Annotated in this window: 24 protein-coding genes; 15 read left to right on the top strand and 9 right to left on the bottom strand. The window is 39.7% G+C overall.

The annotated features are described in order from the left end of the window. Positions 1 to 41: 41 nt before the first annotated feature. Positions 42 to 878: a posphoenolpyruvate synthetase regulatory kinase/phosphorylase PpsR gene (ppsR, locus tag AC5YD2_RS13215; RefSeq protein WP_496126782.1), complete on the bottom strand. Its 837-nt coding sequence runs from the start codon at positions 876 to 878 to the stop codon at positions 42 to 44. A gap of 153 nt (positions 879 to 1,031) precedes the next feature. On the opposite strand from ppsR, the gene ppsA reads away from it, so the two are divergent. The 14 genes from ppsA (at position 1,032) to alr (ending at position 16,515) form a co-directional block, all read left to right on the top strand. Beyond that, complete coding sequence (ppsA, locus tag AC5YD2_RS13210; RefSeq protein WP_496126781.1) at positions 1,032 to 3,410, top strand: phosphoenolpyruvate synthase; 2,379 nt, start codon at positions 1,032 to 1,034, stop codon at positions 3,408 to 3,410. Between the two features lie 88 nt (positions 3,411 to 3,498). After that, entirely contained in the window at positions 3,499 to 4,278 is a 780-nt protein-coding gene (locus AC5YD2_RS13205; protein ID WP_496126780.1) for an RDD family protein, read from the top strand. Positions 4,279 to 4,568: 290 nt separating this feature from the next. Continuing rightward, the gene (cyoA, locus tag AC5YD2_RS13200; protein ID WP_496126779.1) at positions 4,569 to 5,645 is read left to right on the top strand and encodes a ubiquinol oxidase subunit II; all 1,077 of its coding nucleotides are present in this window, start codon (positions 4,569 to 4,571) and stop codon (positions 5,643 to 5,645) included. Between the two features lie 3 nt (positions 5,646 to 5,648). After that, positions 5,649 to 7,637, top strand: a complete 1,989-nt coding sequence (gene cyoB, locus AC5YD2_RS13195; RefSeq protein ID WP_496126778.1) for a cytochrome o ubiquinol oxidase subunit I — start codon at positions 5,649 to 5,651, stop codon at positions 7,635 to 7,637. A 4-nt stretch (positions 7,638 to 7,641) separates the two neighbouring features. Then, positions 7,642 to 8,259 carry a cytochrome o ubiquinol oxidase subunit III gene (cyoC, locus tag AC5YD2_RS13190; protein ID WP_496126777.1) on the top strand — a complete coding sequence of 206 codons (618 nt, stop codon included), beginning with the start codon at positions 7,642 to 7,644 and terminating at the stop codon, positions 8,257 to 8,259. Beyond that, complete coding sequence (gene cyoD / locus AC5YD2_RS13185) at positions 8,256 to 8,588, top strand: cytochrome o ubiquinol oxidase subunit IV (protein ID WP_496126800.1); 333 nt, start codon at positions 8,256 to 8,258, stop codon at positions 8,586 to 8,588. Before cyoC ends, cyoD begins: the two co-directional genes overlap by 4 nt. A gap of 10 nt (positions 8,589 to 8,598) precedes the next feature. Further along, on the top strand, positions 8,599 to 9,477 hold the full coding sequence (gene cyoE, locus AC5YD2_RS13180; RefSeq protein WP_496126776.1) for a heme o synthase: 879 nt from the start codon (positions 8,599 to 8,601) through the stop codon (positions 9,475 to 9,477). 135 nt (positions 9,478 to 9,612) lie between these two features. Beyond that, on the top strand, positions 9,613 to 11,700 hold the full coding sequence (locus tag AC5YD2_RS13175; RefSeq protein ID WP_496126775.1) for a PA5441 family protein: 2,088 nt from the start codon (positions 9,613 to 9,615) through the stop codon (positions 11,698 to 11,700). A gap of 6 nt (positions 11,701 to 11,706) precedes the next feature. After that, complete coding sequence (locus AC5YD2_RS13170) at positions 11,707 to 12,453, top strand: DUF3142 domain-containing protein (protein ID WP_496126774.1); 747 nt, start codon at positions 11,707 to 11,709, stop codon at positions 12,451 to 12,453. 215 nt (positions 12,454 to 12,668) lie between these two features. Then, positions 12,669 to 13,055 (top strand): 30S ribosomal protein S6, encoded by a 387-nt coding sequence (rpsF, locus tag AC5YD2_RS13165; RefSeq protein ID WP_035267614.1) that lies wholly within the window; start codon positions 12,669 to 12,671, stop codon positions 13,053 to 13,055. A 12-nt stretch (positions 13,056 to 13,067) separates the two neighbouring features. Beyond that, entirely contained in the window at positions 13,068 to 13,295 is a 228-nt protein-coding gene (gene rpsR, locus AC5YD2_RS13160) for a 30S ribosomal protein S18 (RefSeq protein ID WP_004648825.1), read from the top strand. Positions 13,296 to 13,304: 9 nt separating this feature from the next. Continuing rightward, positions 13,305 to 13,751, top strand: a complete 447-nt coding sequence (gene rplI, locus AC5YD2_RS13155) for a 50S ribosomal protein L9 (protein ID WP_496126773.1) — start codon at positions 13,305 to 13,307, stop codon at positions 13,749 to 13,751. Positions 13,752 to 13,950: 199 nt separating this feature from the next. Further along, positions 13,951 to 15,396 (top strand): replicative DNA helicase, encoded by a 1,446-nt coding sequence (gene dnaB, locus AC5YD2_RS13150; protein WP_496126772.1) that lies wholly within the window; start codon positions 13,951 to 13,953, stop codon positions 15,394 to 15,396. A gap of 48 nt (positions 15,397 to 15,444) precedes the next feature. Beyond that, positions 15,445 to 16,515 carry an alanine racemase gene (gene alr / locus AC5YD2_RS13145; protein ID WP_496126771.1) on the top strand — a complete coding sequence of 357 codons (1,071 nt, stop codon included), beginning with the start codon at positions 15,445 to 15,447 and terminating at the stop codon, positions 16,513 to 16,515. Between the two features lie 36 nt (positions 16,516 to 16,551). On the opposite strand, the gene AC5YD2_RS13140 is transcribed toward alr, so the two are convergent. The 5 genes from AC5YD2_RS13140 to AC5YD2_RS13120 form a co-directional block, all read right to left on the bottom strand. Continuing rightward, entirely contained in the window at positions 16,552 to 16,980 is a 429-nt protein-coding gene (locus AC5YD2_RS13140; RefSeq protein WP_496126770.1) for a BLUF domain-containing protein, read from the bottom strand. Positions 16,981 to 17,072: 92 nt separating this feature from the next. Further along, entirely contained in the window at positions 17,073 to 17,807 is a 735-nt protein-coding gene (locus AC5YD2_RS13135) for a proteasome-type protease (protein ID WP_496126769.1), read from the bottom strand. 18 nt (positions 17,808 to 17,825) lie between these two features. Next, positions 17,826 to 18,605, bottom strand: coding sequence for a transglutaminase family protein (locus AC5YD2_RS13130; protein WP_496126768.1), 780 nt, complete (start codon positions 18,603 to 18,605; stop codon positions 17,826 to 17,828). After that, positions 18,602 to 19,204: an alpha-E domain-containing protein gene (locus AC5YD2_RS13125; RefSeq protein ID WP_496126767.1), complete on the bottom strand. Its 603-nt coding sequence runs from the start codon at positions 19,202 to 19,204 to the stop codon at positions 18,602 to 18,604. Before AC5YD2_RS13125 ends, AC5YD2_RS13130 begins: the two co-directional genes overlap by 4 nt. 18 nt (positions 19,205 to 19,222) lie before the next feature. Continuing rightward, positions 19,223 to 20,764 (bottom strand): circularly permuted type 2 ATP-grasp protein, encoded by a 1,542-nt coding sequence (locus AC5YD2_RS13120; protein ID WP_496126766.1) that lies wholly within the window; start codon positions 20,762 to 20,764, stop codon positions 19,223 to 19,225. 235 nt (positions 20,765 to 20,999) lie between these two features. Between AC5YD2_RS13120 and AC5YD2_RS13115 the strand changes: the two genes are divergently transcribed. Beyond that, a complete protein-coding gene (locus AC5YD2_RS13115; RefSeq protein ID WP_496126799.1) occupies positions 21,000 to 21,998 on the top strand; it encodes a helix-turn-helix transcriptional regulator in 999 nt (332 codons plus the stop codon). Between the two features lie 372 nt (positions 21,999 to 22,370). Here AC5YD2_RS13115 and tnpC read toward each other — a convergent pair whose 3' ends face one another. From tnpC to AC5YD2_RS13100, 3 genes are all read right to left on the bottom strand, one after another. Then, positions 22,371 to 23,975, bottom strand: a complete 1,605-nt coding sequence (tnpC, locus tag AC5YD2_RS13110) for an IS66 family transposase (RefSeq protein ID WP_496125722.1) — start codon at positions 23,973 to 23,975, stop codon at positions 22,371 to 22,373. A 74-nt stretch (positions 23,976 to 24,049) separates the two neighbouring features. Then, the gene (tnpB, locus tag AC5YD2_RS13105) at positions 24,050 to 24,385 is read right to left on the bottom strand and encodes an IS66 family insertion sequence element accessory protein TnpB (RefSeq protein ID WP_496125721.1); all 336 of its coding nucleotides are present in this window, start codon (positions 24,383 to 24,385) and stop codon (positions 24,050 to 24,052) included. After that, on the bottom strand, positions 24,382 to 24,810 hold the full coding sequence (locus AC5YD2_RS13100) for a transposase (RefSeq protein WP_496125720.1): 429 nt from the start codon (positions 24,808 to 24,810) through the stop codon (positions 24,382 to 24,384). Before AC5YD2_RS13100 ends, tnpB begins: the two co-directional genes overlap by 4 nt. Positions 24,811 to 24,892 lie beyond the last annotated feature (82 nt).

Below are 24,892 nucleotides of genomic sequence, written 5' to 3'. Positions count from 1 at the left end.
CTGGCTCAAAACAAGGTGACTATAAATATTATTAGGAATTTTTAACCAATTCTGCGCTTTAATCCCGCCATTTGTAGAACACGCGTAGAGATCTCTTCAATCGACATTTCAGAAACATTTAAATACTTAATCCCTTCGGAAATATAAATTCCTTCCACTGCGCGAAGCTCCATTTCACACTGTCTAAAGCTTGCATAACGGCTATTTGCTTTACGTTCAGTACGAATAGCGACTAAGCGCTCTGCATCAATCATCAGACCAAAAAGTTTATGTTTATGTTCTTTTAAAACCGCAGGCAAACGATTGTCATCGAGATCTTCTTCAGTCAATGGGTAATTCGCGACACGAATACCAAATTGAAGTGATAAATAAATAGAGGTTGGCGTTTTACCAGAACGTGATACACCGATCAAAATGAGATCAGCCTTATCGTAATGACGAGTACGAGCACCATCGTCATTATCAAGTGCAAAATGTACCGCATCAATACGTGATTTATATGACTCAGAGTCCGTTACAGCATGCGTTTGCCCGACTAAAGTCGTAGGCTGAGTTCCAAGCTCTTCAGACAGCTTACTAATCATCCCTTCGAACACATCAAGGTTAACGGCATTGGCTGTGTTAATGATGTCTCTTACATAGGGATCGACCAGAGTATCGAACACCAAAGGGAGCTGCCCATCACTTGCTGAACGTGAGTTAATCTCAGCAACCACGCCCATTGCAGCCTCTTCCGTGGTGATATACGGAATAATATGAATATCAAAATCGACATGAGGAAATTGTGCCAATAGAGAATGTCCAAGTGTCTCTGCAGTGATTGCAGTTCCATCGGAAATAAAAAACACACTTCGCTTTATCTCTTTACTTTCTGACATTAAAATACTCCTCATTTATTTGTCTAAGTGCTATATAATCTTTATAGTAAACTGATCTTACATGAGTGTCGCTTAGTAAAATAAGTTTGCTAAGTTTTATTGAAAATATCATGCCAAGATAGTGATTAATACTGCATAAGTGGAGTAACAACTTTGGAAGCACGCGTAATCGGTCTGGAAAAACTAGGTAAGCACGACGTTGAGATCGTGGGCGGTAAAAACTCTTCCCTTGGAGAAATGATTAGCCATTTAGCAAATGCTGGCGTATCAGTTCCAGGTGGATTTGCAACCACTGCTAACGCGTATCGCGAATTCCTAGAGCAAAGTGGCCTTAATGCTAAAATTTCAGCTGAATTGAAACAACTCAACGTTGATGACGTGAATGCCCTTGCAGAAACAGGCGCAAAAATTCGTCAATGGGTTGTCGATACTCCGCTTACGCCAGCTTTAGAAAAAGAAGTCCGTGATGCATTTGCTGCATTATCAAACGGCAACCCTGATATTGCGGTTGCCGTTCGTTCATCTGCAACAGCTGAAGATCTTCCAGATGCTTCATTTGCAGGTCAACAAGAGACTTTCTTAAACATTCGCGGTATTGATAACGTGCTGATCGCGATTAAAGAAGTTTTCGCATCATTATATAATGACCGTGCAATTGCTTACCGTGTGCACCAAAACTTTGACCATGACATCGTTGCTTTATCTGCGGGTATTCAACGTATGGTTCGTTCAGAAACTGGCGCTGCTGGTGTAATGTTTACATTAGACACAGAATCAGGTTTCCGTGATGTTGTATTTATTACTGCATCTTATGGTTTGGGCGAAATGGTTGTACAAGGTGCAGTAAACCCTGACGAATTCTACCTGTCTAAACCTCTTCTTAATGCAGGTAAACATGCTGTATTACGTCGTAACTTAGGTTCCAAACACCAGAAAATGATTTACGGTGAAGAAGCTTCAGCAGGTAAATCTGTTTCTATCGTAGATGTTGATAAAGCTGAACGTCAACAATTTGCTTTAAACGACCAAGAACTTCAAGAACTGGCTAAACAAGCCCTCATCATCGAAAACCATTACGGTGCGCCAATGGACATCGAATGGGCGAAAGATGGTGATGATGGTCAAATTTACATCGTTCAAGCGCGTCCTGAAACTGTGAAAAGCCGCGAAAATGTCGGCACAATGGAACGCTACCTCCTTAAACAAAAAGGTACTGTCCTTTGTGAAGGTCGTTCAATTGGTCAACGCATTGGTTCAGGTCGTGTACGTATTGTTTCTTCAATTAAAGAAATGGACAAAGTACAAGACGGTGATGTTTTAGTTTCTGACATGACTGACCCAGATTGGGAGCCAGTAATGAAACGTGCTGCAGCAATCGTAACCAATCGTGGTGGTCGTACTTGTCACGCTGCAATTATTGCACGTGAATTAGGCGTACCTGCAATTGTAGGTTGTGGTAATGCAACAGAAGTGCTTGTAGATGGTCAAGAAGTGACTGTTTCTTGTGCTGAAGGTGATACAGGTTTTATTTATGAAGGTGCTTTGGATTTTGAAATTCAACGTAACTCGATTGAATCAATGCCACCGCTAGAATTCAAAGTAATGATGAACGTCGGCAACCCTGATCGTGCATTTGACTTTGCTCAAATTCCGAATGAAGGTATCGGTCTTGCACGTTTAGAATTCATCATCAACCGTATGATCGGTGTGCATCCAAAAGCATTGTTAAACATTGACAGCTTGCCACGTGAAACTCGTGCAGCTGTTCTGACTCGTACAGCTGGCTATGCATCCCCTATCGAATTCTATGTAGAAAAACTGGTTGAAGGTATTTCTACCCTTGCAGCTGCATTTGCAGACAAGCCAGTCATTGTTCGTATGTCTGACTTTAAGTCAAATGAATATGCAAACTTGATCGGTGGTAAGTTATACGAGCCTGAAGAAGAAAACCCAATGTTGGGCTTCCGTGGTGCGAGTCGTTATGTATCTGACAACTTCCGTGATTGTTTCGAGCTCGAATGCCGTGCATTGAAAAAAGCACGTGACGAAATGGGCTTAACCAACATTCAAATCATGATTCCTTTCGTACGTACAGTAGCTGAAGCGAAACGTGTAATTGAATTGTTAGCACTGAATGGTCTTAAGCGTGGTGAAAACGGTCTTAAAGTGATCATGATGTGTGAATTACCAACCAATGCATTATTGGCTGATCAATTCCTTGAGCATTTCGATGGTTTCTCTATCGGTTCTAACGACTTGACTCAATTAACACTTGGTCTAGACCGTGACTCAGGTATTGTGTCTCACTTATTTGACGAACGTGATCCAGCTGTGAAAGCATTGCTTTCTCTTGCGATCCAAGCTTGCCGTAAAGCAGGTAAATACGTAGGTATCTGTGGTCAAGGTCCTTCTGACCATCCAGATCTTGCATTATGGTTAATGGAACAAGGTATCGATTCAGTTTCTCTTAACCCAGACTCTGTATTAGACACTTGGTTCTTCCTCGCAGAAGAAAAGACTAAACAAGCTTAACAAAACGTGTTAAAAAAAGACCCATTCGTGGGTCTTTTTTGTCCCTATAATTTTTTCATTCGTATTTTGTTTTTGAGATTCTAGTTTTATGCAAATTTACTTGGCGCGAAATAATCAACAAGCAGGGCCATATACAGTTGAGCAGATCAATCAAATGCTACAGAGCCAACAAGTGTTGTTGACAGACTTGGCTTGGTATCAAGGTATGCCTGAATGGAAAGCTTTAGGTGAACTCACACAAGGCAAACTTGAGTTTCAACCGGCTGGCTATGTTCCGAATGCTCCTTTTGGAAATACGCAACCGAATCAAACGACTAACCAAAACTCCTCAATCCAAAATATCAGTGTGAACAAGAAACCAAAAAATAATGAGCTGGCATCAATCGGCTCACGTTTCTTTGCTAAAGTTCTAGATTTATTGCTGTGGATTCCAGCTCTTGCGATTCCATCTTTTTTCTTTAAAGAAGGTGACTTAACTCAATTACAAGCCATCCAACAAAAAATGCAAGCTACCCAATCCTCCGATCAAGTGGTACAACTTCAGCAAGAACTGTTTCATCTTATTCCAATCGAAGCTTGGCAAGCAATGGCAGTCTACATCGTGATTATGTTGATTGCACAAGCACTTTTACTGGCGAAAACAGGTCAAAGTTTGGGCAAAAAAGTCGCAAAAATTCAAATCGTCGATGTCGATAATGGTGAAAAAGTGAACTTAATGCGTTCATTTACCTTAAGAAGTATGATTTTCATCATTTTAAACATGCTTTTTATGCCATTCATTACGATTATTGATCATGTATTTGCATTAAGTCAAAAGCGTCAAACTTTACACGACAAATTAGCAAAAACGAAAGTCGTAAAGCGTTAAAATTACACTAAGGGATGCTTCAGCATCCTTTTTTTATATATCTGATTTTTATCAATAAAAATAATCAAAACAATGTAATCCTGACCAAAAAAATCGGGTTTAAGTCAACGAGTTAATGCCACTTTATGTATAGCTTAGTTGGATTGATTAGGGCATAATGCCCTACAACGTAGCGGTGCTTAATGATTGATAAGATTCATGCATTGAGAATATGAATTTTCAATCATGGAGCACTTTAATCGCTATCCCATAATTTATTAGGGAATGGGACTCTTCACCGAGGTTGTAAAATGAGACAAACAATTTTAGCTGTATTGTCTTTATCTGCGATCGCTACACTCTTAACAGGGTGTGGTGGTGATATGGTACTTCTAAACTCAAAAGGTCCAGTCGCTCAAGGTCAATCTGATCTGATGATGACTGCGATCTATTTAATGCTGTTGGTGGTTATTCCGTCAGCGCTTATGGCATTGTGGTTTAGTTGGAAATATCGCGCGTCAAATAAAGATGCAGACTATGAACCTACTTGGGCACACTCTACTGCGATCGAAATCGTCGTTTGGGGTATTCCCGTAATTATTATCGGTATTCTTGCATGGTTAACTTGGTGGGGTTCTCACAAGTATGACCCTTACCGTCCAATTGAAAGCGATAAAGCTCCATTAACGATTCAGGTTATTGCTGAACAGTTTAAATGGATTTTTGTTTATCCAGAACAAAACATTGCAACAGTTAACGAAGTACGTTTCCCAGAAAAAACTCCTGTTAACTTCAATCTCACTTCTAACTTTACAATGAACTCATTCTTCATTCCTCAGTTAGCGGGTCAGATTTATGCAATGGCAGGTATGCAAACTCAACTTCACATGTTGGCTGATAACCAAGGCGTTTACCGTGGTTTCTCTTCGAACTACTCAGGTTACGGCTTTACACAAATGCGCTTCCTAGCTCACTCTGTGTCTGATGCTCAATTTGCTGAATGGGTATCTGCTGTTAAAGCGGGTAACGGTACTTCTGTAAATGCTGATGCTGTACAAAAAGGTATCCTAGACAAAGTTGAATTTGCAGCCTTGCGTGATGGTAACCGTGGTAAGAAACAGATTGAAGCAATCATCGCTAAAGCATCTACGCCTGAAGAAAAGGCTGCAGCAGAAGCAATGAAGCCATATCCTACTCAGCCACACCCAGTGACTTATTACTCTTCAGTAGAACCTAAGCTGTTCGAATCAGTGATCAATAAGTATATGAGCAACTACCATGGTGCTGATCACTCAGCGACTGCTGTAGATGCAAATGCACATGATACTGCTGCTTCTGAAGTTACTGTTAATGCCGAACAACCTGCTTCTCAAGTTGTGGGGGAATAAGACATGAACTTATTAGGTAAGTTAGGTCCAGATGCAATTCCGTACGATCCTATCGTATTGGCTACAGTTGCAATGATGATCTTAGGTGGTATCGCAATTGTTGCAGGTATCACTTACTTCAAAAAATGGGGCTACTTGTGGAACGAATGGTTCACATCAGTAGACCATAAAAAAATTGGTATCATGTACCTACTCGTTTCGACAATCATGCTTGTGCGTGGTTTCGCAGATGCGATCATGATGCGTCTTCAACTGTTCCTTGCAAAAGGTGGCGGTGAAGGTTATTTACACCCTGAACATTACGATCAGATCTTTACTGCGCATGGCGTAATTATGATCTTCTTCGTTGCAATGGGTCTAGTGGTAGGCTTAATGAACATCTCTGTACCTTTACAGATTGGTGCTCGTGACGTTGCCTTCCCATTATTAAACTCTTTAAGCTTCTGGTTATTCGCTGGTGCTGCGGGTCTAATGATGGCTTCTCTAGCAATTGGTGAATTCGCTGCAACAGGTTGGATGGCTTACCCTCCACTGTCTGGTATCGAATATTCTCCAGGTGTTGGCGTCGACTACTATATTTGGGCACTTCAGATTTCTGGTCTAGGTACACTTCTTACTGGTGTTAACTTCTTTGTAACCATCATTAAAATGCGTGCGCCTGGCATGGGTCTAATGGACATGCCGATCTTTACATGGACATCTTTATGTACCTCTGTATTGATCATTGCATCATTCCCTGTATTAACTGCAACAATTGCAATGTTAACGCTTGACCGTTACTTCGGTTTCCACTTCTTTACAAACGACATGGGCGGTAGTCCAATGTTGTACGTAAACTTGATTTGGACTTGGGGTCACCCAGAAGTTTATATCTTGATCTTACCTGCTTTTGGTATTTTCTCAGAAGTCACGTCAGTGTTCTCTCGCAAAACATTGTTCGGTTACAAATCAATGGTATATGCAACTATCGCGATTACAGTTCTTGCGTTTGTTGTATGGGTTCACCATTTCTTCACGATGGGGGCTGGTGCCAACGTTAACGCGTTCTTCGGTATCATGACCATGATTATTGCGATCCCAACAGGTGTTAAAATCTTCTCATGGTTATTCACCATGTATAAGGGTCGTATTACATTCACATCACCAATGTATTGGACAGTTGGCTTCTTGGTAACTTTCGGTATCGGTGGTTTGACTGGTGTACTTATGGCGGTTCCACCTGCGGACTTCCTTGTACACAACTCTTTATTCTTGATTGCTCACTTCCATAACGTAATTATTGGTGGTGTAGTATTCGGTATGTTTGCTGGTATCACGTTCTACTGGCCGAAAATGTTCGGTTGGCAGTTAAGCGAGTTCTGGGGCAAAGCATGCTTCTGGTTCTGGTTCTTCGGTTTCTACTTTGCGTTTATGCCACTTTATATCCTTGGTTTCATGGGTATGACTCGTCGCTTAAACTCTTACGATAACCCAGAATGGGATCCGTACATTGCAATTGCACTTTTCGGTTCTGTATTGGTTGCTTGTGGTATTGCGTGTTTCATCTTGCAAATTGTTGTAGGTTACTTACAACGCGAAAAAACTTTAGATGTGACTGGCGATCCATGGGATGGTCGTACACTCGAATGGGCGACTTCGTCTCCTGCTCCGTTCTATAACTTTGCAGTACTTCCTGAAGCGAATGGTATTGACCGCTTCTGGACTGATAAAGAGAATGGCGTAGCTTATGCTCGTCCGACTAAATATGAAGACGTTCACATGCCAACAAACCGTGCTGCTGGTTTTGTTATCGCAATGTTCATCACTGTTATGGGCTTCGCGTTAATCTGGCACATTTGGTGGTTAGTTGTCGTTACTTTCATCGCTTCTGTCATCAGCTTCATCGTGTCTTCTTTCACTAAGAAAGTGGATTACTATGTTCCTGCTGCTGAAGTTGAACGTATCGAAAACGAACGTTATGCATTACTTGAAAAACACTTGAAGAAGGACTAAGGATATGGCTGAAGTACTTCATCACGACAACCACGGGCACGATGAGCATCATCACGATGATACTGACATCACTGTCTTTGGTTTCTGGACCTACTTGATGAGTGACTTGATTTTATTCGGTACACTCTTCATCGCGTTCGCTGTATTAAGCAGTCATATTCCAGCTGGCACACCAAGTGCAAAGGATCTTTTTGCAGATTCTTTAGGTTTCGTTTTAACTGAAACTTTTGCGCTTTTGATTTCTTCTGTGACTTTTGGTTTTGCAGTACTTGCTTCATACAAGAAAAATGTAGGTCAAGTATTAACTTGGCTCGGCGTTACTTTTGTATTTGGTGCAATCTTCATCGGCATGGAACTTTATGAATTTAATCATTTAGTTCACGCTGGTCACGGTCCAAGCGTAAGTGCGTTCTTATCTGCGTTCTTTACTTTAGTTGGTACGCACGGTATCCACGTAACTTCAGGTTTAGTTTGGATGATCGTTTTAATGATTCAAATCAAGAAAAATGGTTTGACTACAATTAACACGCGTCGTCTTGCTTGCCTAAGCTTATTCTGGCACTTCCTTGACATCGTATGGATCTGCGTATTTAGCGTAGTGTACTTGATGGGAGTATTATAATGAGTCATGACCATAATGCTGCTGATGCTTCACACGGTAATGTAAAACAATACACGGTTGGTTTTATCGTTTCTATTTTATTGACTGTAGTTCCTTTCTACATGGCAATGAATAGTGAAGATTTTAGCCGTGGTGCGATTGTTGCAGTTATCGGTATTACTGCTGTTGCTCAGGTACTTGTACAATTAGTTTACTTCTTGCACATGAACTCATCTGCTGAGCAACGTTGGAACGTGATTGCATTTATCTATACAATTCTAACGATTGCAGTTTTATTAGTTGGTTCTGTATGGATTATGAACTACTTACATTCAAACATGATGATCTAAACTGATCGGCATGTTTAAAAAGTATTTATTCCTGACTAAGCCAGGAATTCTCTTTGGTAACTTTGTTACCACTTTGGGTGGCTACTTTGTAGCTGCCCAAGGTTCTGTAGATTTCCTTCTCCTGCTTCTTACCCTTCTTGGTACAACACTCGTTGTTGCATCTGGATGTGTGGTTAATAACATTATTGACCAAGACATCGACCAAAATATGCAACGCACACAAAATCGTGCAATGGTTAAAAAATCCATTTCTGTTCCAGTTGCTTTTGTTTTTGCAATTGTACTTGGCATACTTGGTTTTGGCATATTATGGTTTTGGGTAAATGCGTACGCATTCTTATTTGCCGTTATTGGTTTTGTCGTATATGTTGGCTTTTATAGCTTATGGACAAAACGAACAACGATTAACCAAACGGTTGTAGGCAGTATTTCTGGTGCAGCACCACCAGTAATTGGCTATACCGCTGTAGCGAACCAATTCGATTTAGGCGCATTGTTTATCTTCTTAGGATATGCACTGTGGCAAATGCCCCATTCATGGGCAATTGCAATTTATCGCTTTGATGACTACAAAAATGCAGGTATCCCGATTCTACCTGTCGCACGCTCTATTCAGCGTACGAAAATAGAGTCACTGATCTATGTCATCTTGTTTATTGTTGCCATGAATGGTTTATTCGTATTCGGTTATACGAATTGGGTTTATCTTGTTGTATTGAATGCTTTAAGTTTTTACTGGCTTTATCTGAGCATTATTGGTTTTAAAGCCAAAGATGACCAGCTTTGGGCTAAAAAAACATTCTTATTTTCAGTCATCTTGATTACCGTGATTAGCATCTGCTTTAGTTTTACTTCTAAGGCACCTATGACACAGATTGTATTTTTTTAAAAAGATAGAGTTTTACTCTATCTTTTTTTTCAGCTTTTATCACCATTCAAATTTTCAAAAACAATCTTTTCGCTATTTTTAATCTTTGATCTTATTGTTATCATTTAGCCCATAATTACAACGTTCTCAATTATAATGAAAGCTAAATCTTTATTTATTTCTAAAACACTCTTTAGCACTTTTCTTCCCTTATTTTTTTATAGTCAAAGCGCACACGCAGGATTTGAAGATGTCTGTGAGCCTGATTTTTATTTGAATGCTTCTAAATATAATAAATGTAGTAATTTACCCGTACTTGTACCAGGCAATGACAATCAAACCAATATGCTGTGGTTATTAAGTGATCTAGGTTTAGCTACGATTACCCCTGCTCCAACTAATCAAGTATTGTGGACTTCAGCCTATGCTCAAGCGCCATTCGAAGGCATTCCTACTGCTGAAAACCGAATAGCCAATCAAAGAATTAAAATATCAAAGCAAGAGCAAGCTTATGATGAACATTGCAACAGCATCATCAGTGGCAAAGACAATTTCATCCAACACGTTAATTCGAATAAAAATATTTCTGCTGCAGAAAAGCAAATTTTAATTTCTGAGCGCAATAAAATCTTAGAATGTACAAATCAATTGGCGCTAATCCCGATCAACTCAGAATGGTCTGCAACTGCAAGACAATATGCCTCTTATTTAAATGCTTCAATCTCCTTTTATAATACTAACTTTTCCACAGCGACTAAAATTTATTCAGTATTAGCACAGGTTGATGACGCATGGTTAAAAGAAACGTCACAATATATGCTGATTCGAACGCACTTAAATTCAGCTTTTGCATCTGCTACCAATGAATATGGTGATCTTGATCTAGACAAAATAGATCAGACTCTACTCAAACAATTTTTAGATCAGATTACCCAATACCTTAAAACCTATCCAAATGGACAATATGTTGCTAGCGCTCGTGGATTGATGCGACGTGGTTTTTGGTTAACAGGCAGACAAGATTTATTGGTGAATGAAATTGTTTGGCAAATCAACAATCCTAAATCTAAATACTACAATCTTGATCTCAATGAATTACCTGCCGAAATTGATCGTCGAGTGTTCAACAGTCAATATTTCAATGTAAAAAATCTAAACGATCCATTTTTTTTAACCACTTATAATTTGATGCATATGCGTGATTCGTCTGCGAACGGATACAAGCCCATCACTTGGAATACATTGAATGCTCAAAAAGATATTTTTAAAAATCAGCCTGAATTATTTAAATATCTGCAAGCTGTGCATTTACTCTATGTCCAAAAGCAGCCCCAAGAAGCTTTGAAATATTTACCACAATCTTCAAATTTGAATAATTATTTACAGCTGAGTCAGGTTTTTCTGAAAGGACTCATCTTAGAAAAAACCAATGTTGCACAAGCTGAACAACATTGGGCAAAGATGTTGAATCAATCAAAAAATACGTATCAACGTAGCTTATTTGAAACTGCATATTCAAATCACATGAATGAAAAACAGAATGTGAATGCATTCATTGGCAATAAACCGCTGATTAGCCATGCCAATTTACAAAAACGTTTTATCTTATATAAAGCCAATGAAAAATCATTAGAAAACATTATTCAAAATAATCAAGCAACTATAGAGCAGAAGCAAGCTGCGCTTTATACCCTATTGAGCAAGTCCTTAAATTATCAAAATTATGCTTTGTTTAACCGCTATTATTCACACCTACCCAAAGATGCTGGACTCTACAAAAGCTTTGATGCTGATAAAAAATATCAAGAAAAACCTCCCTTCGCAGACTTTATTTGGAATGGTTCTAGCATTACCACTCAGCTCAAATGTTCTAATTTACAGACTTTAGCCAATCAATTAGAAAAATCTCCTCGAGATCCATTGTTAAATGTCTGCTTAGGAGAGTACACACGTCAATCTCACTATGGTTTCCCCTATCAAATGACTGCTGAAAGCGCTCAACATACTTTTCAAGGAAAATCATTTGCACGTGGAAATATTTATAAAAACATTATTCAAGCAGGTAGCTCAGGAGAATTACATGCATATGCATTGTATAGAGCCATTATGTGCTACTCACCGAGTGGTATGAATGAATGTGGTGATCAAGATGTTGCCAAACCCGTTCGTAAACAGTGGTTTGATCAAATTAAACAAAATTACCCAAATACCACGTGGACTAAATCTCTGAAATATTATTGGTAATTTTAAATGTTTATGCAAAAAACTTGGATGTTATGCTTATTTTTCTGCTGTGGTTTATTGGCATGCCATCCAAGTCAATCTGCTTCATCTCAAGATCAGATCAATGCAGATGATTTTGATTCATTCTGGATTTGGGGAAATATAAAAACTGCCCCGTATTTAACCAAAGCAAAAGAAGTCTATATTTTACAAGGTGAAGTCAGAGTCGATAAACGTTCCAAGCAATCTATTTTGACTCCCCAAGGAATTCCCGTCGTTAAAATTCCACATCAAAAGATTTGGTTAGTTTTTCGAAATTATCACCTGAATTGGCAAGATCAAGAATTAGATAAAATCTTAAAACGGATTCATCAATGGGAAAACTTAGGCAACCAGATTGTAGGTATTCAAATTGATTTTGATGCCCGAACCAAACATTTAAAAGACTATGCCCTTTTTCTTAAAAAACTTAGAGCCAAGCTACCTAGACAATATCAGCTTAGTATGACCAGTTTGATGGATTGGACCAATATCCAAGATCAACAAACACTTCAATTATTGAGAGACAATATCGATGAAATGGTGATTCAGACCTATCAATGCACAACGACCATTCCCAATTATCAACGCTATTTAAAGCATATTTCCAAGCTAAAATTACCCTATAAGATTGGTTATGTCCAACACGGTGTTTGGGATGGACAATTCCCAAATAACGATCCACTCTTTAAAGGAAATGTGATCTTCCTGCTTCAGGATACACATCGAGATTAATTACTAATTCTGAATAGCACTCAACAGCGACCATAAAATATCTTTAAAACTGCTATTTTATTGAACTTTAGCTTGTAATCATTACTCAATCTACCTAAAATACAGCTTCGCAATTTTTTGCGACGCAATTTTATTATCTTTTAGATAACTTTAATTGTGACTCCTTGCTTCTAACAATTATGTTAGGGGCTGCATAAAACCGTAAGGAGCTGACAATGCGTCACTACGAAATCGTAATTCTGGTACACCCAGACCAAAGCGATCAAGTTGTGGGAATGGTAGAACGCTACATTTCTCACATCAAAGATGCTGAAGGTCAAATTCACCGTCTTGAAGATTGGGGCCGTCGCCAATTGGCTTACCCAATTAACAAAATTCACAAAGCGCATTACATTTTAATGAACGTTGAATGTAACCAAACTACGCTTAACGAATTAGAAGAATTATTCCGTTACAACGATGCTATTCTTCGTAACGTTATTATTCGTCGTGAAAACGCAATCACTGAAGAGTCTTTATTGGCTAAGAGTGCTGAAGAAAAACGTGCGCGTAAAGCTCAACGTGAAGAAGCACAACAAGCTCAAGACTCTGCTGAAGCATAAGGAGAACATTCAATGGCACGTTTTTACCGTCGTCGCAAGTTCTGCCGCTTTACAGCTGAGAAAGTTGCTTACATCGACTACAAAGATATCGATACTTTAAAACAGTACATTACTGAAAACGGCAAAATTGTTCCTAGCCGTATTACAGGTACTAAAGCTCGTTACCAACGTCAATTAGCGCTTGCGATTAAACAAGCTCGCTACTTGTCTTTGATTCCTTACACTGACAATCATAAGTGAGGTTGAGCTGTGGATATTATCTTATTACAACGCATTAAAAACCTAGGTAAACTAGGCGATAAAGTTTCAGTAAAAGCTGGCTATGGTCGTAACTTCCTTATCCCTCAGGGTATGGCTGTTGCAGCTACAGAATCTAATACTGCTGCTTTTGAAGCTCGTCGTGCAGAACTTGAGAAAGCTGAAGCTGATGTTTTAGCTGCAGCTCAAGCACGTGCTGATCAATTGGACGAAGTTAACATCGTAATCACTGCGAAAGCTGGTGATGAAGGTAAACTATTCGGTTCAATCGGTACTCGTGATATCGCTGACGCGTTAACAAACGCTGGTCTAGAAGTTGACCGTGCAGAAGTTCGTTTACCGAACGGTGCACTTCGTCACACTGGCGAATTCAACATCGCAATCCAATTGCACCATGATGTTGTTGCTGAAGTTCTCGTTACGATCGTATCTGAGTAATTTCTTGCAAAAAAAAGAGCATGCTTTTGCATGCTCTTTTTTTATCTCTAAAATTTGTGATTTGCGCAATTGAATTTTTTAGATTTAAGCTCAATCCATGATTGATAATTCAGTTATCCATACCAAGTTTATGACTTTTCTATTAAGATAAGCCATATTCAATTTAGTTTAATCGTTATATTAAAAATCAAGGGTTTATATGTCTCAGGCGACCGCCACTGCAAATTCAAAAAAGTTTAATGATGATTCGAAAAAGAATGAGTCAAGTCCATTAAAAGAATTTCGTACGCCTCCACATAATTTATCTATTGAGCAAGCCGTACTCGCTGCCCTCATGACAGTCGCCGAATCATTTGAACAAGTCAGTGATGTACTGACTGAAAATGATTTCTACGCAACGCGTCACAAATATATTTATCGCGCAATTGAAAGACTCGCTCAAGAAAGCTCGCCTTATGATGCTGTTTTGGTCAATGACTGGCTCATTAAACAGAACTTGCTCGATGCCATCGGCGGTGAAGAATATTTGATGCAATTGATGGCGGACTCCCCTGCCAGTTTCTACAACTTAGAAACTTATGCGACCAAAATTCGTGAATTTGCTACGCTACGAAATATGATTAAAGTCGGTAATGAGATTTTACAGAATGCTTATGACACCAAAGGTCGTGAAGTCAGTGAAATCTTAGATATGGCTGAAACCAATATCTTCTCCATTGCAGAACAACATAATAATAATGCAAAAGCCCAAGGCCCTAAGACAATCAGTAGCGTCACAGCTGACTTAATTACTAAACTGGATGAACTTTCCCAAATGGAAGGTAGCATTACAGGTTTAAGCACAGGCTTTGTAGAGCTGGATAACAAAACTTCAGGTATGCAAGCAGGCGACATGATCATTGTTGCTGCACGTCCTTCTATGGGTAAAACAACACTGGCGATGAACTTGGTTGAAAGTGTGTTGTTTAACTCAAATTTACCTGCACTTGTATTTTCCATGGAGATGCCAGCAGATTCGATTGCCATGCGTATGATTTCATCTTGGGGACGTGTTCACCAAGGTCATTTACGCTCAGGTAAAATGGATGGCGAGGAATGGTCTAAGGTGACTGGCACCATTCTACAACTACAAGAAAAGCATCTTTATATTGATGACTCATCAGCACTCCCGCCGACAGAAATGCGTGCCCGTGCAAGACGTATTGCCAAACAGCATGGTGGAAAACTGGGCTGTATTATGGTCGATTACCTTCAGTTGATGAAAGTCCCTGGCATGGGTGACAACCGTGTAGGTGAGATTGGTGAAATTTCACGAAGCTTAAAAGCATTGGCCAAAGAAATGCAGTGTCCTGTGATTGCACTATCTCAGCTTAACCGTTCTCTTGAGAACCGCCCGAACAAACGTCCAGTGATGTCGGATTTACGTGAATCGGGTGCGATCGAGCAGGATGCCGATTTGATTATGTTTATTTACCGTGATGAGGTTTATAACAAAGAATCCAAAGAAGCTGGAACGGCTGAAATTATTATTGGTAAACAGCGTAATGGTCCAATTGGTACTGTACGCCTTGCATTTGAAGGTCAGTACACTAAATTCAGTAATCTCTCTCCAGAATACTATGCTCAATATGATGATGAAGAGTAACCCTCTTCATCTTCGCCTTTTCCTAGAAACCCTGAAGGAGTCACTCAGGTGCGCCAAGCAACAGTTTATATTGACAGTCAAGCACTTCAATATAATTTAAACCGTGTCAAACAACTTGCCCCTACCGCTAAAATCGTCAGCATGGTCAAAGCCAATGCTTACGGACATGGAGTTAAAGACTGCTTAGCAGCCTTAAGTGAAACAGATGCCTTTGGTGTCGCATGTTTAGAAGAAGCATTAGAAATTCGTGAGTTGGGTTATCAACAACCGATTACGTTGATTGAAGGCGTTTTTTCAGCAGACGAAATGCCGATCATTATCGAAAAAAATATTGAATGTGTCGTACATCATACACCGCAAGTTGAATGGCTGATTCGTCATAAAGTCCAATACATCCAAAAAGAACTTAAAGTTTGGGTAAAACTCAACAGCGGTATGAATCGCTTAGGTTTTAAAATTGATACGATTAAAGATGTAATCAATCAACTGAAAGCAGAAGGATTTACATGCGTATTGGCGATGCATTTTGCCAATGCAGATGCCGATCATCCCTTAAATGATGAACAAATTCGTCAATTCTTAGAAATTAAAAATGACTGTGCCCCAATATTAGCATCCTGTTGTAACTCTGCTGCTATCTATAAATATCCTGAGCTTCACTTTGATTTTGTCCGTCCAGGCATCATGCTGTACGGCGCAACACCATTTGCAAATCGCAATATTCACGATCTTGATTTAAAACCAGTGATGACCTTTAGCGCTGAAATCATTGCACTGAATGATATTCAAGCTGGCGAAGCTGTCGGATATGGTTCGCACTTTGTTGCAGATGAAGCAATGCAACTCGCCATTGTTTCCATTGGTTATGGTGATGGATATCCACGTGCCTTTCCAAAACAAAACTATGTAGCGATTGATGGACAACTCACACGTGTTATTGGTCGTGTTGCTATGGATATGATTGCCATTGATGTAACGAATCTTAAAACTGAAATTGGTACGACAGTTGAACTTTGGGGTGCGACGCGATTAGTGGATGATGTTGCTGAAGCCAATGGAACCATTGGCTATGAATTACTGTGTCGATTGAGTCAGCGACCTAAAAGAATAAAAATCTAAGTCATACAAAAAAATCCAAGCATTGCTTGGATTTTTTTAATTGTCTACAAGCTCAACCGACGCTGTATTGACCATGAAAAAAATCAGATCATCAACATGATTTTGTTGAAAAAAATGTGGTTTAAAACCATCAAAACCTAGAGACTGACAAAATTGATGAATCTGGTGATTTCTAGAAATATATTTCATAGACCAATCTGGGAATAATCTCTGTTCTAAAGATTTAATTGCAAATAGTTTGATATTGTCATGCCTTGAATCATTATTTAATTTATTTAACAGCAGATTCAGGATTTCTAACTCACCTTCTAAGTACTGAAAAAAATAGCCATTGGCATAATACAAAACACCTGATATCTGGTGCTTATAATTAAAATCACGAGCTTCACTGAGTATTATCGTCAGATTTTTCAGCAAGCTTTTTTTATCAGATGTACTTTCACTTGCATAACAGAACTGATGCATGATGAACTCTTATTCTTATCCGTAGAATTTGAGATTAACATGCAATCATTAGTAAAGGTATGAAACATGAGAATTTTTAATACACAATCATCTTAATGAAAGTAATCATCAGTCGGTGCTGGAAGTTCTTGCAAACCTTGTTTTAAGGTTTCAGACCATCGCTTACTAATATGGGTAAAGTAAGCATCTTCTTCATAGATACGCTTACCCGCTGGCATAATCAGAGAACCTTTTTGATAAATCACGGCATCCAAAGGCATACCAACCGAAACATTAGACCTTAAAGTCGAAGCGAATGAGATTAACCCACAGCGCAGCCCATCTGACAAACCTGTCTCGTAAGAAAGTGCACGATCTAAAATAGGTTTTCCATATTTACTTTCCCCAATCTGAAAGAAAGGCGTATCACTGGTTGCACTAATAAAGTTACCCTGAGGATAGATATTATAAAGTTGAATATCTTCACCTAAAATTTGCCCACCGACCAATAAACTACAGTAATAATTACTTTGTTCTTGCTGATCCACTGTCACTTCTGCGATCACACGTCTGACCGTATGACCCACCAATTCAGCCATTTCGAACATGGTATTTACACTGTACAAGTTGGGTTCTTGCTTAAGATCTAATTGATTTTTTAAATGTCCAATCACGGCTTGAGTCGTTGCGAGATTTCCAGACGTTTGAATGGTGATAAATCTTTCTCCCTGAATTCCAAAAGTATATAACTTGCGGAAGACAGAAATATGATCAACCCCAGCATTGGTTCTTGTATCACTAATAAATACCAAACCATCTTTTAAACGCATCGCACAACAATATGTCATTATTTTTCCCTTATTTTTCTAACAAGGCAGTACTTGCACGATTGTACTCATGCTTTCAATACCCCCTTTTTCGCGCACCCCTCTAATAGGTGCAACATCCCAATAATCACGACCAATTGCAATATAAATATGTGAACTCGGTGTATATTTTTGATTACTCACATCAAAAGTATGCCATTTACCATCTACAAATGCCTCTGCCCATGCATGACTTGCCAAATGAATGGATTCAGGAACATAAAGATAACCTGATGCATAGCGAGCAGGAATACCCAATGCTCGACACATCGCGATAAAGACATGACTGTGATCTTGGCAAACCCCTTGTTGATGGTGAAATGCCTCAAGTGCTGTCGTCGTTACCTGAGTGCTATAACTGATATAAGGCATATATTGTAATAGTGCCTCAGACAATCGAACTAAATTTTGATGATTTGTATAGGGTACATAGCTTCGAGCGAATTGAATCATTTGATCATCACAGACCGTACTCGGCGTCATCTGCAAAAATATACTGGGTCTTAAACCAATCTCAATCGCCTGAGCAGAATCTTGCTGAATATCGATCGTTCCTTGAGCCATGATCGTCATACTGTGATAACTGAATCGCTGTGAACTGGTTAACCAGACATTTTGAAAGGCATCTAATTGTTGTTGCACTAAACCCGGCACACTGATCCCCCAAGATAACACCTGCTGATGTGTATTATTTTGCGGTGTCATTTTAATGTATTGAATACTGTTTTTAGCTTGCTCAGTATAGACATAGTGGGTTTGATGATTAATCATCAATTTCATGCATCCACCTCAAATAAACACTGAACCTGGTCATTTAATTGATAAAAGCTGTGCGCATTACGTTGATGCAATAAATATTGCCATGCTTCATCAATACTATCCCAACCCTTTGCTTTCAACATTTCAATCAAAGCACTGAGTGATTGAATCGTTTGATCAATACTTTCGTTTAAGCGTATTTGGCGATCCAGATTTTCAAACAGTTGTCCCATACTGAAAAATAGGAAAATATCTTCATTTTCAGACTCAAGCACATCGCTACATTCATCAACAACCGTGCAAATAAGCCCTGCATTGAATTTTGCTGTATCAATCATGTGTTTCAATTCACAATAAGCATCAATTGAAAGTACACCGCGCAGGTCTTGAATATTATTGATCACCAATTGGAATTGCTGGTAGAACGATGCAGGCTGTTCTGGACTCATCACCAGTTCATTCAGTGAACTTGCATTAAATGCTGGAAGGCAAAATGCATGTGCATAGGCTAAAGCTTGTTCATCATTTTGAAATGGGAATTGACCGCATAAATCTTGAATACGAGCAAGGTAACGGCCGACCCAATAAATATTTTGTGCATTACTATTTAGAATAATCATGTCCTTCTCCTGATTTCTTTAGGAATGAGGTGTGTCAACGACCCATGTATCTTTAATGCCACCACCTTGTGAAGAGTTCACCACCAGCGATCCTTGTTGCATCGCTACACGTGTCAAACCACCAGGCACAATTTCAGTTCTATACGGCGAACTTAAAACGAAAGGTCGTAAGTCGATATGTCTTTCCGCAATACCAAAATCGGTCATGGTCGGTGCAACGGAAAGTGCTAACGTGGGCTGAGCAATATAATGATGTGGGTTGGCTAGCAACTTGATTCGGAAAGTATCAATCTCTTGCGAGGTCGACTGAGGTCCAATCAACATGCCATAGCCACCTGAACCTTGCGCCTCTTTAACCACCAATTGATCTAAGTTTCGATTGACATAGTCCAAGGCATCGGGATCGCGACACTGATACGTCGGTACATTTTTTAAAATCGCCTGTTCGCCCAAGTAATATTTGATCATCTGATCTACATAAGGATAGATCGATTTGTCATCAGCTACACCTGTACCTGGTGCGTTCGCAATGACGACATTATGGTGTAAATAGGCAGACATTAGGCCCGGAACACCTAGAGTACTCGTCGGCATAAAGAATAAGGGATCTAAGTAAACATCATCTAAACGTCTATAAATAACATTGACTTGCTGTTTCCCCCAAACCGTTTTGACATAAACCTTGCAGTTTTCAACAAAAAGGTCACTTCCTGTTACCAAAGGTACATCCATTTCCCTTGCTAAAAAGCAATGTTCATAAAATGCACTGTTATAACGCCCCGGGGTCAGCACGACAATAAAAGGCTGATCCACGTATGCATTTTCAATCAGAATTTCTTTTAGTAGTTGCGGATATTGTTCAATGCCCATCAAATTACTTTTTTGACAAAGTTCAGGCATTAATTTTTCACTGATCTTACGGCTTTCTAACATATAAGAAACACCAGACGGTGTTCTTAAATTATCTTCCAGAACAAAGAAATCTCCTCGTTTATCTCGAACAATATCAATACCGCTAATTTGGCTATAAATTTTTCCTTTCAATGTGTGATTACACATTAATGGTTGATATGCTTCATGCGTAAGTACTGGGAGCTCTGGAATCATGCCGTCTTTCAAAATGTCTTGATGATGATAAATATCATGTAAAAAATGGTTTAATGCTTGCACCCTTTGCGCGCAACCCTGCTCTATTTTTGTCCATTGTTGTTTAGCAATCACACGCGGAATCAAATCATACGGAATAATTCGATCGGTACCTTCTTGATCATCGTAAACAGTGAAAGTGATACCTTGATGTATAAAATGCTCTTTAGCTTTTAAGTTTAATGCTTTGAGCTCATCCAGACTTCGCTCACATAGCCATGATTCAATCTTTTTAGATGATTCACCTGAAATACTCGCATCATCCAACATTTCATTAAAAAATTCTGATTTTAAATGATCGAATAAATAAGCTGTACTGTTATGTTCTACTTCGATTTTTACTGATTTTTCAAACGCAACTTGCGTCTTTGTTGTAAAACCATTCGAAGTTGTATCTTTATTCTCTTTAAGCATACAGACCTCATCATTATTTTAAATTATTATCTCTATTCAATTCATTAAGTCATTAAGCAAATTGAGTGCCAAACAAACAAAACATTGGCTTACCTCTATTAATTACTGATCTAGAAGATCCATTCAATGTGTTTATTGATTTAAGTTGTTTCTAAATATAGAAAATTGAGGCTTGATAATCTGACTCAGTTTTCTTATTGTGTCAGAGTAAATTTAAAGTCATTGTTAATATTAGATTATGTCATCACAAGAAAAAGAAACCTCAAATAGCCTGTATCGACAATGGCAAATTCTCTCTCGACTTTCGACTGGAAAGTGGATGGGAACACGTGAACTTCAAGAAACCCTTGAGCGTGAAGGTATCGAAATTAGCTTGCGTACCATTCAACGAGACTTAAATCAAATTTCTCAGCGCTTTCCTATTGAAAGCAATAAAACCGTACCACAAGGCTGGCGTTGGCGCTCAGATGCGCCTATCCAAAGCTTACCCCATATGACCAGCTCTCAAGCTGTGACATTTATGATGGTTGAAGAACATTTAAAACATTTACTCCCACCCAGCTTAATCGAAGAAATGAACCCTTGGTTTGACTTGGCTCGTCGTAGCCTTTCAACTCAAAATAACGTTCGCCAGTGGATTAACCGTGTTCGTATTGTCCCTGCCAATCAACCCCTGATTCCGCCTGTGGTTGAAAAATATGCACAGCAAGCGATTTATGAAGGCTTATTGCAAGATAAGCAAATTGAATGTGTCTATCGCGCTCGTGGTCCATTGGGTGAAGATCGTAGTTATATTCTGAATCCGCTTGCTTTAGTTCAGAAGGGTTCGATTATTTATCTCATTTGTACTCGTCATGATAAAACTGAAGTTCAAACCTTTGCACTTCATCGTTTTAAATCTGCTTCTGTACTTGATACACGTGCCCTCCACCCTGTGAATTTTGATATTGATGCTTATATTGATTCAGGTGCTTTAGGCTTCCGTGTTGATTTTGATAAACCGACTGAGCATGTTGAGCTTGAATTGATCATGAATGAAGCCGATGCATTATATTTTTCCGAAAGCCAGCTTAGTAAAGAGCAAACTATTACGCAAATTTCAGATGATTTGTACAAAGTTAGTGCAAGTGTTCCTTTTACTTCTCAATTGGTGTGGTGGCTAAGAAGCTTTGGTAAGAAAATTATTCGTATTGAACCGCTCAATGTCTTCAATGCAGTACATGAAATTGAATAATCACATTTACTTTATGTTTTTATTCTAAAAATCCGCATAAAAAAAGAGCCAAATTCGGCTCTATCTAAAATTTTTAGTATGGTTATCTAAAATCAAAATCTTTTTATATGGTTAGGATTTACAACAGTGTTTAACCCCGGCATCTGCTGTAGATGATTGATCTTTAGATTGATGCATAAATGAATATTTAGCATTGCATCATACAGCATGCAAGTTCATAGCCATTATAGCGAATCGCTTTTTTAGTCATGATGCTTACCTCTCGTTGTTGGTGTAAAAATAAAGTAGCATCGTAAATCCAGTATGAAAAATAATTAAAACAGCTTAACTAATCTTTAATTGTAAACATCCGCTGAACCCCATTGCTATGTTTTAACGGGGTTCAGGTTTCCAGCGGTGTGGCAGTAATTCTTCTATTTGAGTCACTTTATGTGTCGGCAACCTTTTCAGCACATCACTTAAATAGGCATACGGATCCAGCCCATTCAGTTTTGCTGACTGGATTAAAGTCATGATATTTGCCGCTCGCTGACCACTGCGCAGCGAACCTGCAAATAACCAGTTCTTACGCCCCAAAGCCCAAGGCCGCATTTGATTCTCTGCCCAATTATTGCAAATAGGTAGATTGCCATCATCCAGATAACGGCTTAAGGCTTCCCAACGTTTTAGGCTGTAATTGATGGCTTTAGCAGTTGCAGAGCTTAAGGGTACTGCAAGTTGATGTTGTGTCAGCCATTCATACAGTTGCTGCATAACAGCTTGACTATACTGTTGCCGGTACTTATAGCGTTGTTCTGCTGTACCGTCGGTATTTTTTCTTATTTCAGCCTCTATCGCATAGAGCTTCTGAATCAAGAACAAAGCCTGTTCTGCAATCGGACTTTTTCCAGTCACATGCAACTCATGGAATTTACGACGTGCATGCGCCATGCAGCCCACCTCAATGACCTGACCTGATCTAAAGCGTGCTTTGTAGCCACTGTAATCATCACAGACCAGATGACCCTGCCAGCCTTTCAGGAACTCTTCAGCATGCTGACCTGAACGGCTATCCTGAAAGTCATAAATCACGGCTTGAATTGGATTATATTGAGTTGTTGCATAAGCCCAGACATAACCTTTCTTCGGTTTTTTATCTTTATCATCCATCCGCATGATGGTGACAGGTGTTTCATCTGCATGAATCACCGCTTGCTGTAGGATCACCTTCCTTAATGCATCGGTTAGGCCTTCTAACTCTACACCACAGCGACCTATCCAGTCAGATAAGGTTGATCTGGACAGATCAACACCTGCGCGTAGAAAGATTTGACGTTGACGGTACAGTGGTAAATGATCGGCATATTTAGACACCAGTACATGGCTAAGCAGTTCAGGTGCAGCGATTCCTTTCTCAATCACATAGGCCGGCATTGCTTGTTGGGTCAGTGTGTCACATTGATCACACACCCATTTGCCACGCACATGCTGTTCCTTATAGAACTGTGCCGGTCTGAAATTCAGTTTTTCACTGATATCTTCGCCAATACGACGCAAGGTGCAGCCACAAGCACATTGGGTTGATGCAGGTTCATGCTCAATACGGAGGGTTGGCAGGTGATCTGGCAGTGGTCGACGTTTAGGTTTGTTGACTGGGGCTTTCTGCGCAGCTGCATTGGTTTTATCTGCATTCAGCCGTTCCAGTTCCAGATCAACCGCAGCAATATCTTCTTCGACCGCTTCGTCCCATAGATGGATTTGTTTTGCGCTTAGATGTTCGTTTTTACTGCCGAATTTATGCTGTTTAAATAGCGCAAGCTCATGCTCGTATTTTTGATTAAGAATGGAAAGATGTTGATTCGTGACTTCAAGATGTTGAACTTTGGCATCTAATTGTTGTTTATCTTCTGCGAGTTGTTGATGCTGCAGCGCCAACTGCCGGGTAAATTCCAGCAGTTGTTCATGGGTCAGTTGGCTTAAATCAGGCAGCGTATTCATGACCGCAGTATGGCTGAGATCATGAATATGTGTAAATAAAACGTTTGGAGAATAGCAGAATGGATGAGCTTGGTTTAGAGCATATTCACCACCTGCTGTAAGCCGATTCTCTGCCAGGGCAGACCCTGAATTAACGCCTGTAACTGTTCCGGGCTGATCGCCACGGTTTCACCCTGGTGAACCTGAGCCCAGTGAAATTTGCCCTGTTCCAACCGCCGGGCACACAGCCAGATGCCCAGTCCATCATGCACCAGTACTTTCATGCGATGGCCACGTTTATTACAGAACAGGTAGGCGCAGTGTGGTTTGATATAGCCAAATGCTCTCAGCACCTGAGCCATGGCAGTATCCATACCTGCACGCATATCCATCGGCTGGGTAGCAAGCCAGATTTCATCGATACGGATCATTTGATCAAGCCCTGAATTAAAGGCAGTAATTCCTTTGCCGATTCCACCGGCCAGTCGATCTCGATCATCTGATCCCGTGCGGAACCTTGTTCCTTATGCAATGGAATCCTGATATGAGCGACAGCATTCTTCTCTGGCACAGGTGGCGGAGGTGCTTCTTGTCTGACTGGAGTCGGGTGAAGAATGATGGGAAGAAAGTCGGTCTGTGGACTGGATGGGCTTTTTAATGCAGGGGGCATTGATCTGGACTGGCGAATCCATTTATGCAGCAGATTGGCATTGATCTGATGTTGCATTGCAACCTTAGCTACTGACGTATCTGGCTGCTGGCAAAGCTCGACCAGGTACTGTTTAAACTCAGCTGCGAAGATTCTGCGGGTTCTTTCTGTCGTTTGTTCAGTGTCTATAAAAGTGTCTAAGGCCATAAACATAATGTCCATTTAATAAATAATGGACACTATCGGGATATTGAGCAAATAAGAAAAGTGGGGTTCAGCGGACGCTTAC

This window comes from Acinetobacter sp. CY73, assembly GCF_059515865.1.
The sequence above is the reverse complement of the archived record's forward strand: the minus strand, read 5'-3'. Positions and strand labels throughout refer to the sequence as shown.

Coding starts and splice junctions, on each gene's coding strand:
- ppsR (WP_496126782.1), bottom strand. CDS start 878: ATGTCAGAAAGTAAAGAGATAAAGCGAAGTGTGTTTTTTATTTCCGAT.
- AC5YD2_RS13205 (WP_496126780.1), top strand. CDS start 3,499: ATGCAAATTTACTTGGCGCGAAATAATCAACAAGCAGGGCCATATACA.
- cyoA (WP_496126779.1), top strand. CDS start 4,569: ATGAGACAAACAATTTTAGCTGTATTGTCTTTATCTGCGATCGCTACA.
- cyoB (WP_496126778.1), top strand. CDS start 5,649: ATGAACTTATTAGGTAAGTTAGGTCCAGATGCAATTCCGTACGATCCT.
- cyoC (WP_496126777.1), top strand. CDS start 7,642: ATGGCTGAAGTACTTCATCACGACAACCACGGGCACGATGAGCATCAT.
- cyoE (WP_496126776.1), top strand. CDS start 8,599: ATGTTTAAAAAGTATTTATTCCTGACTAAGCCAGGAATTCTCTTTGGT.
- AC5YD2_RS13175 (WP_496126775.1), top strand. CDS start 9,613: ATGAAAGCTAAATCTTTATTTATTTCTAAAACACTCTTTAGCACTTTT.
- AC5YD2_RS13170 (WP_496126774.1), top strand. CDS start 11,707: ATGTTTATGCAAAAAACTTGGATGTTATGCTTATTTTTCTGCTGTGGT.
- rpsF (WP_035267614.1), top strand. CDS start 12,669: ATGCGTCACTACGAAATCGTAATTCTGGTACACCCAGACCAAAGCGAT.
- rpsR (WP_004648825.1), top strand. CDS start 13,068: ATGGCACGTTTTTACCGTCGTCGCAAGTTCTGCCGCTTTACAGCTGAG.
- dnaB (WP_496126772.1), top strand. CDS start 13,951: ATGTCTCAGGCGACCGCCACTGCAAATTCAAAAAAGTTTAATGATGAT.
- AC5YD2_RS13140 (WP_496126770.1), bottom strand. CDS start 16,980: ATGCATCAGTTCTGTTATGCAAGTGAAAGTACATCTGATAAAAAAAGC.
- AC5YD2_RS13135 (WP_496126769.1), bottom strand. CDS start 17,807: ATGACATATTGTTGTGCGATGCGTTTAAAAGATGGTTTGGTATTTATT.
- AC5YD2_RS13130 (WP_496126768.1), bottom strand. CDS start 18,605: ATGAAATTGATGATTAATCATCAAACCCACTATGTCTATACTGAGCAA.
- AC5YD2_RS13125 (WP_496126767.1), bottom strand. CDS start 19,204: ATGATTATTCTAAATAGTAATGCACAAAATATTTATTGGGTCGGCCGT.
- AC5YD2_RS13120 (WP_496126766.1), bottom strand. CDS start 20,764: ATGCTTAAAGAGAATAAAGATACAACTTCGAATGGTTTTACAACAAAG.
- tnpC (WP_496125722.1), bottom strand. CDS start 23,975: ATGAATACGCTGCCTGATTTAAGCCAACTGACCCATGAACAACTGCTG.
- tnpB (WP_496125721.1), bottom strand. CDS start 24,385: ATGATCCGTATCGATGAAATCTGGCTTGCTACCCAGCCGATGGATATG.
- AC5YD2_RS13100 (WP_496125720.1), bottom strand. CDS start 24,810: ATGGCCTTAGACACTTTTATAGACACTGAACAAACGACAGAAAGAACC.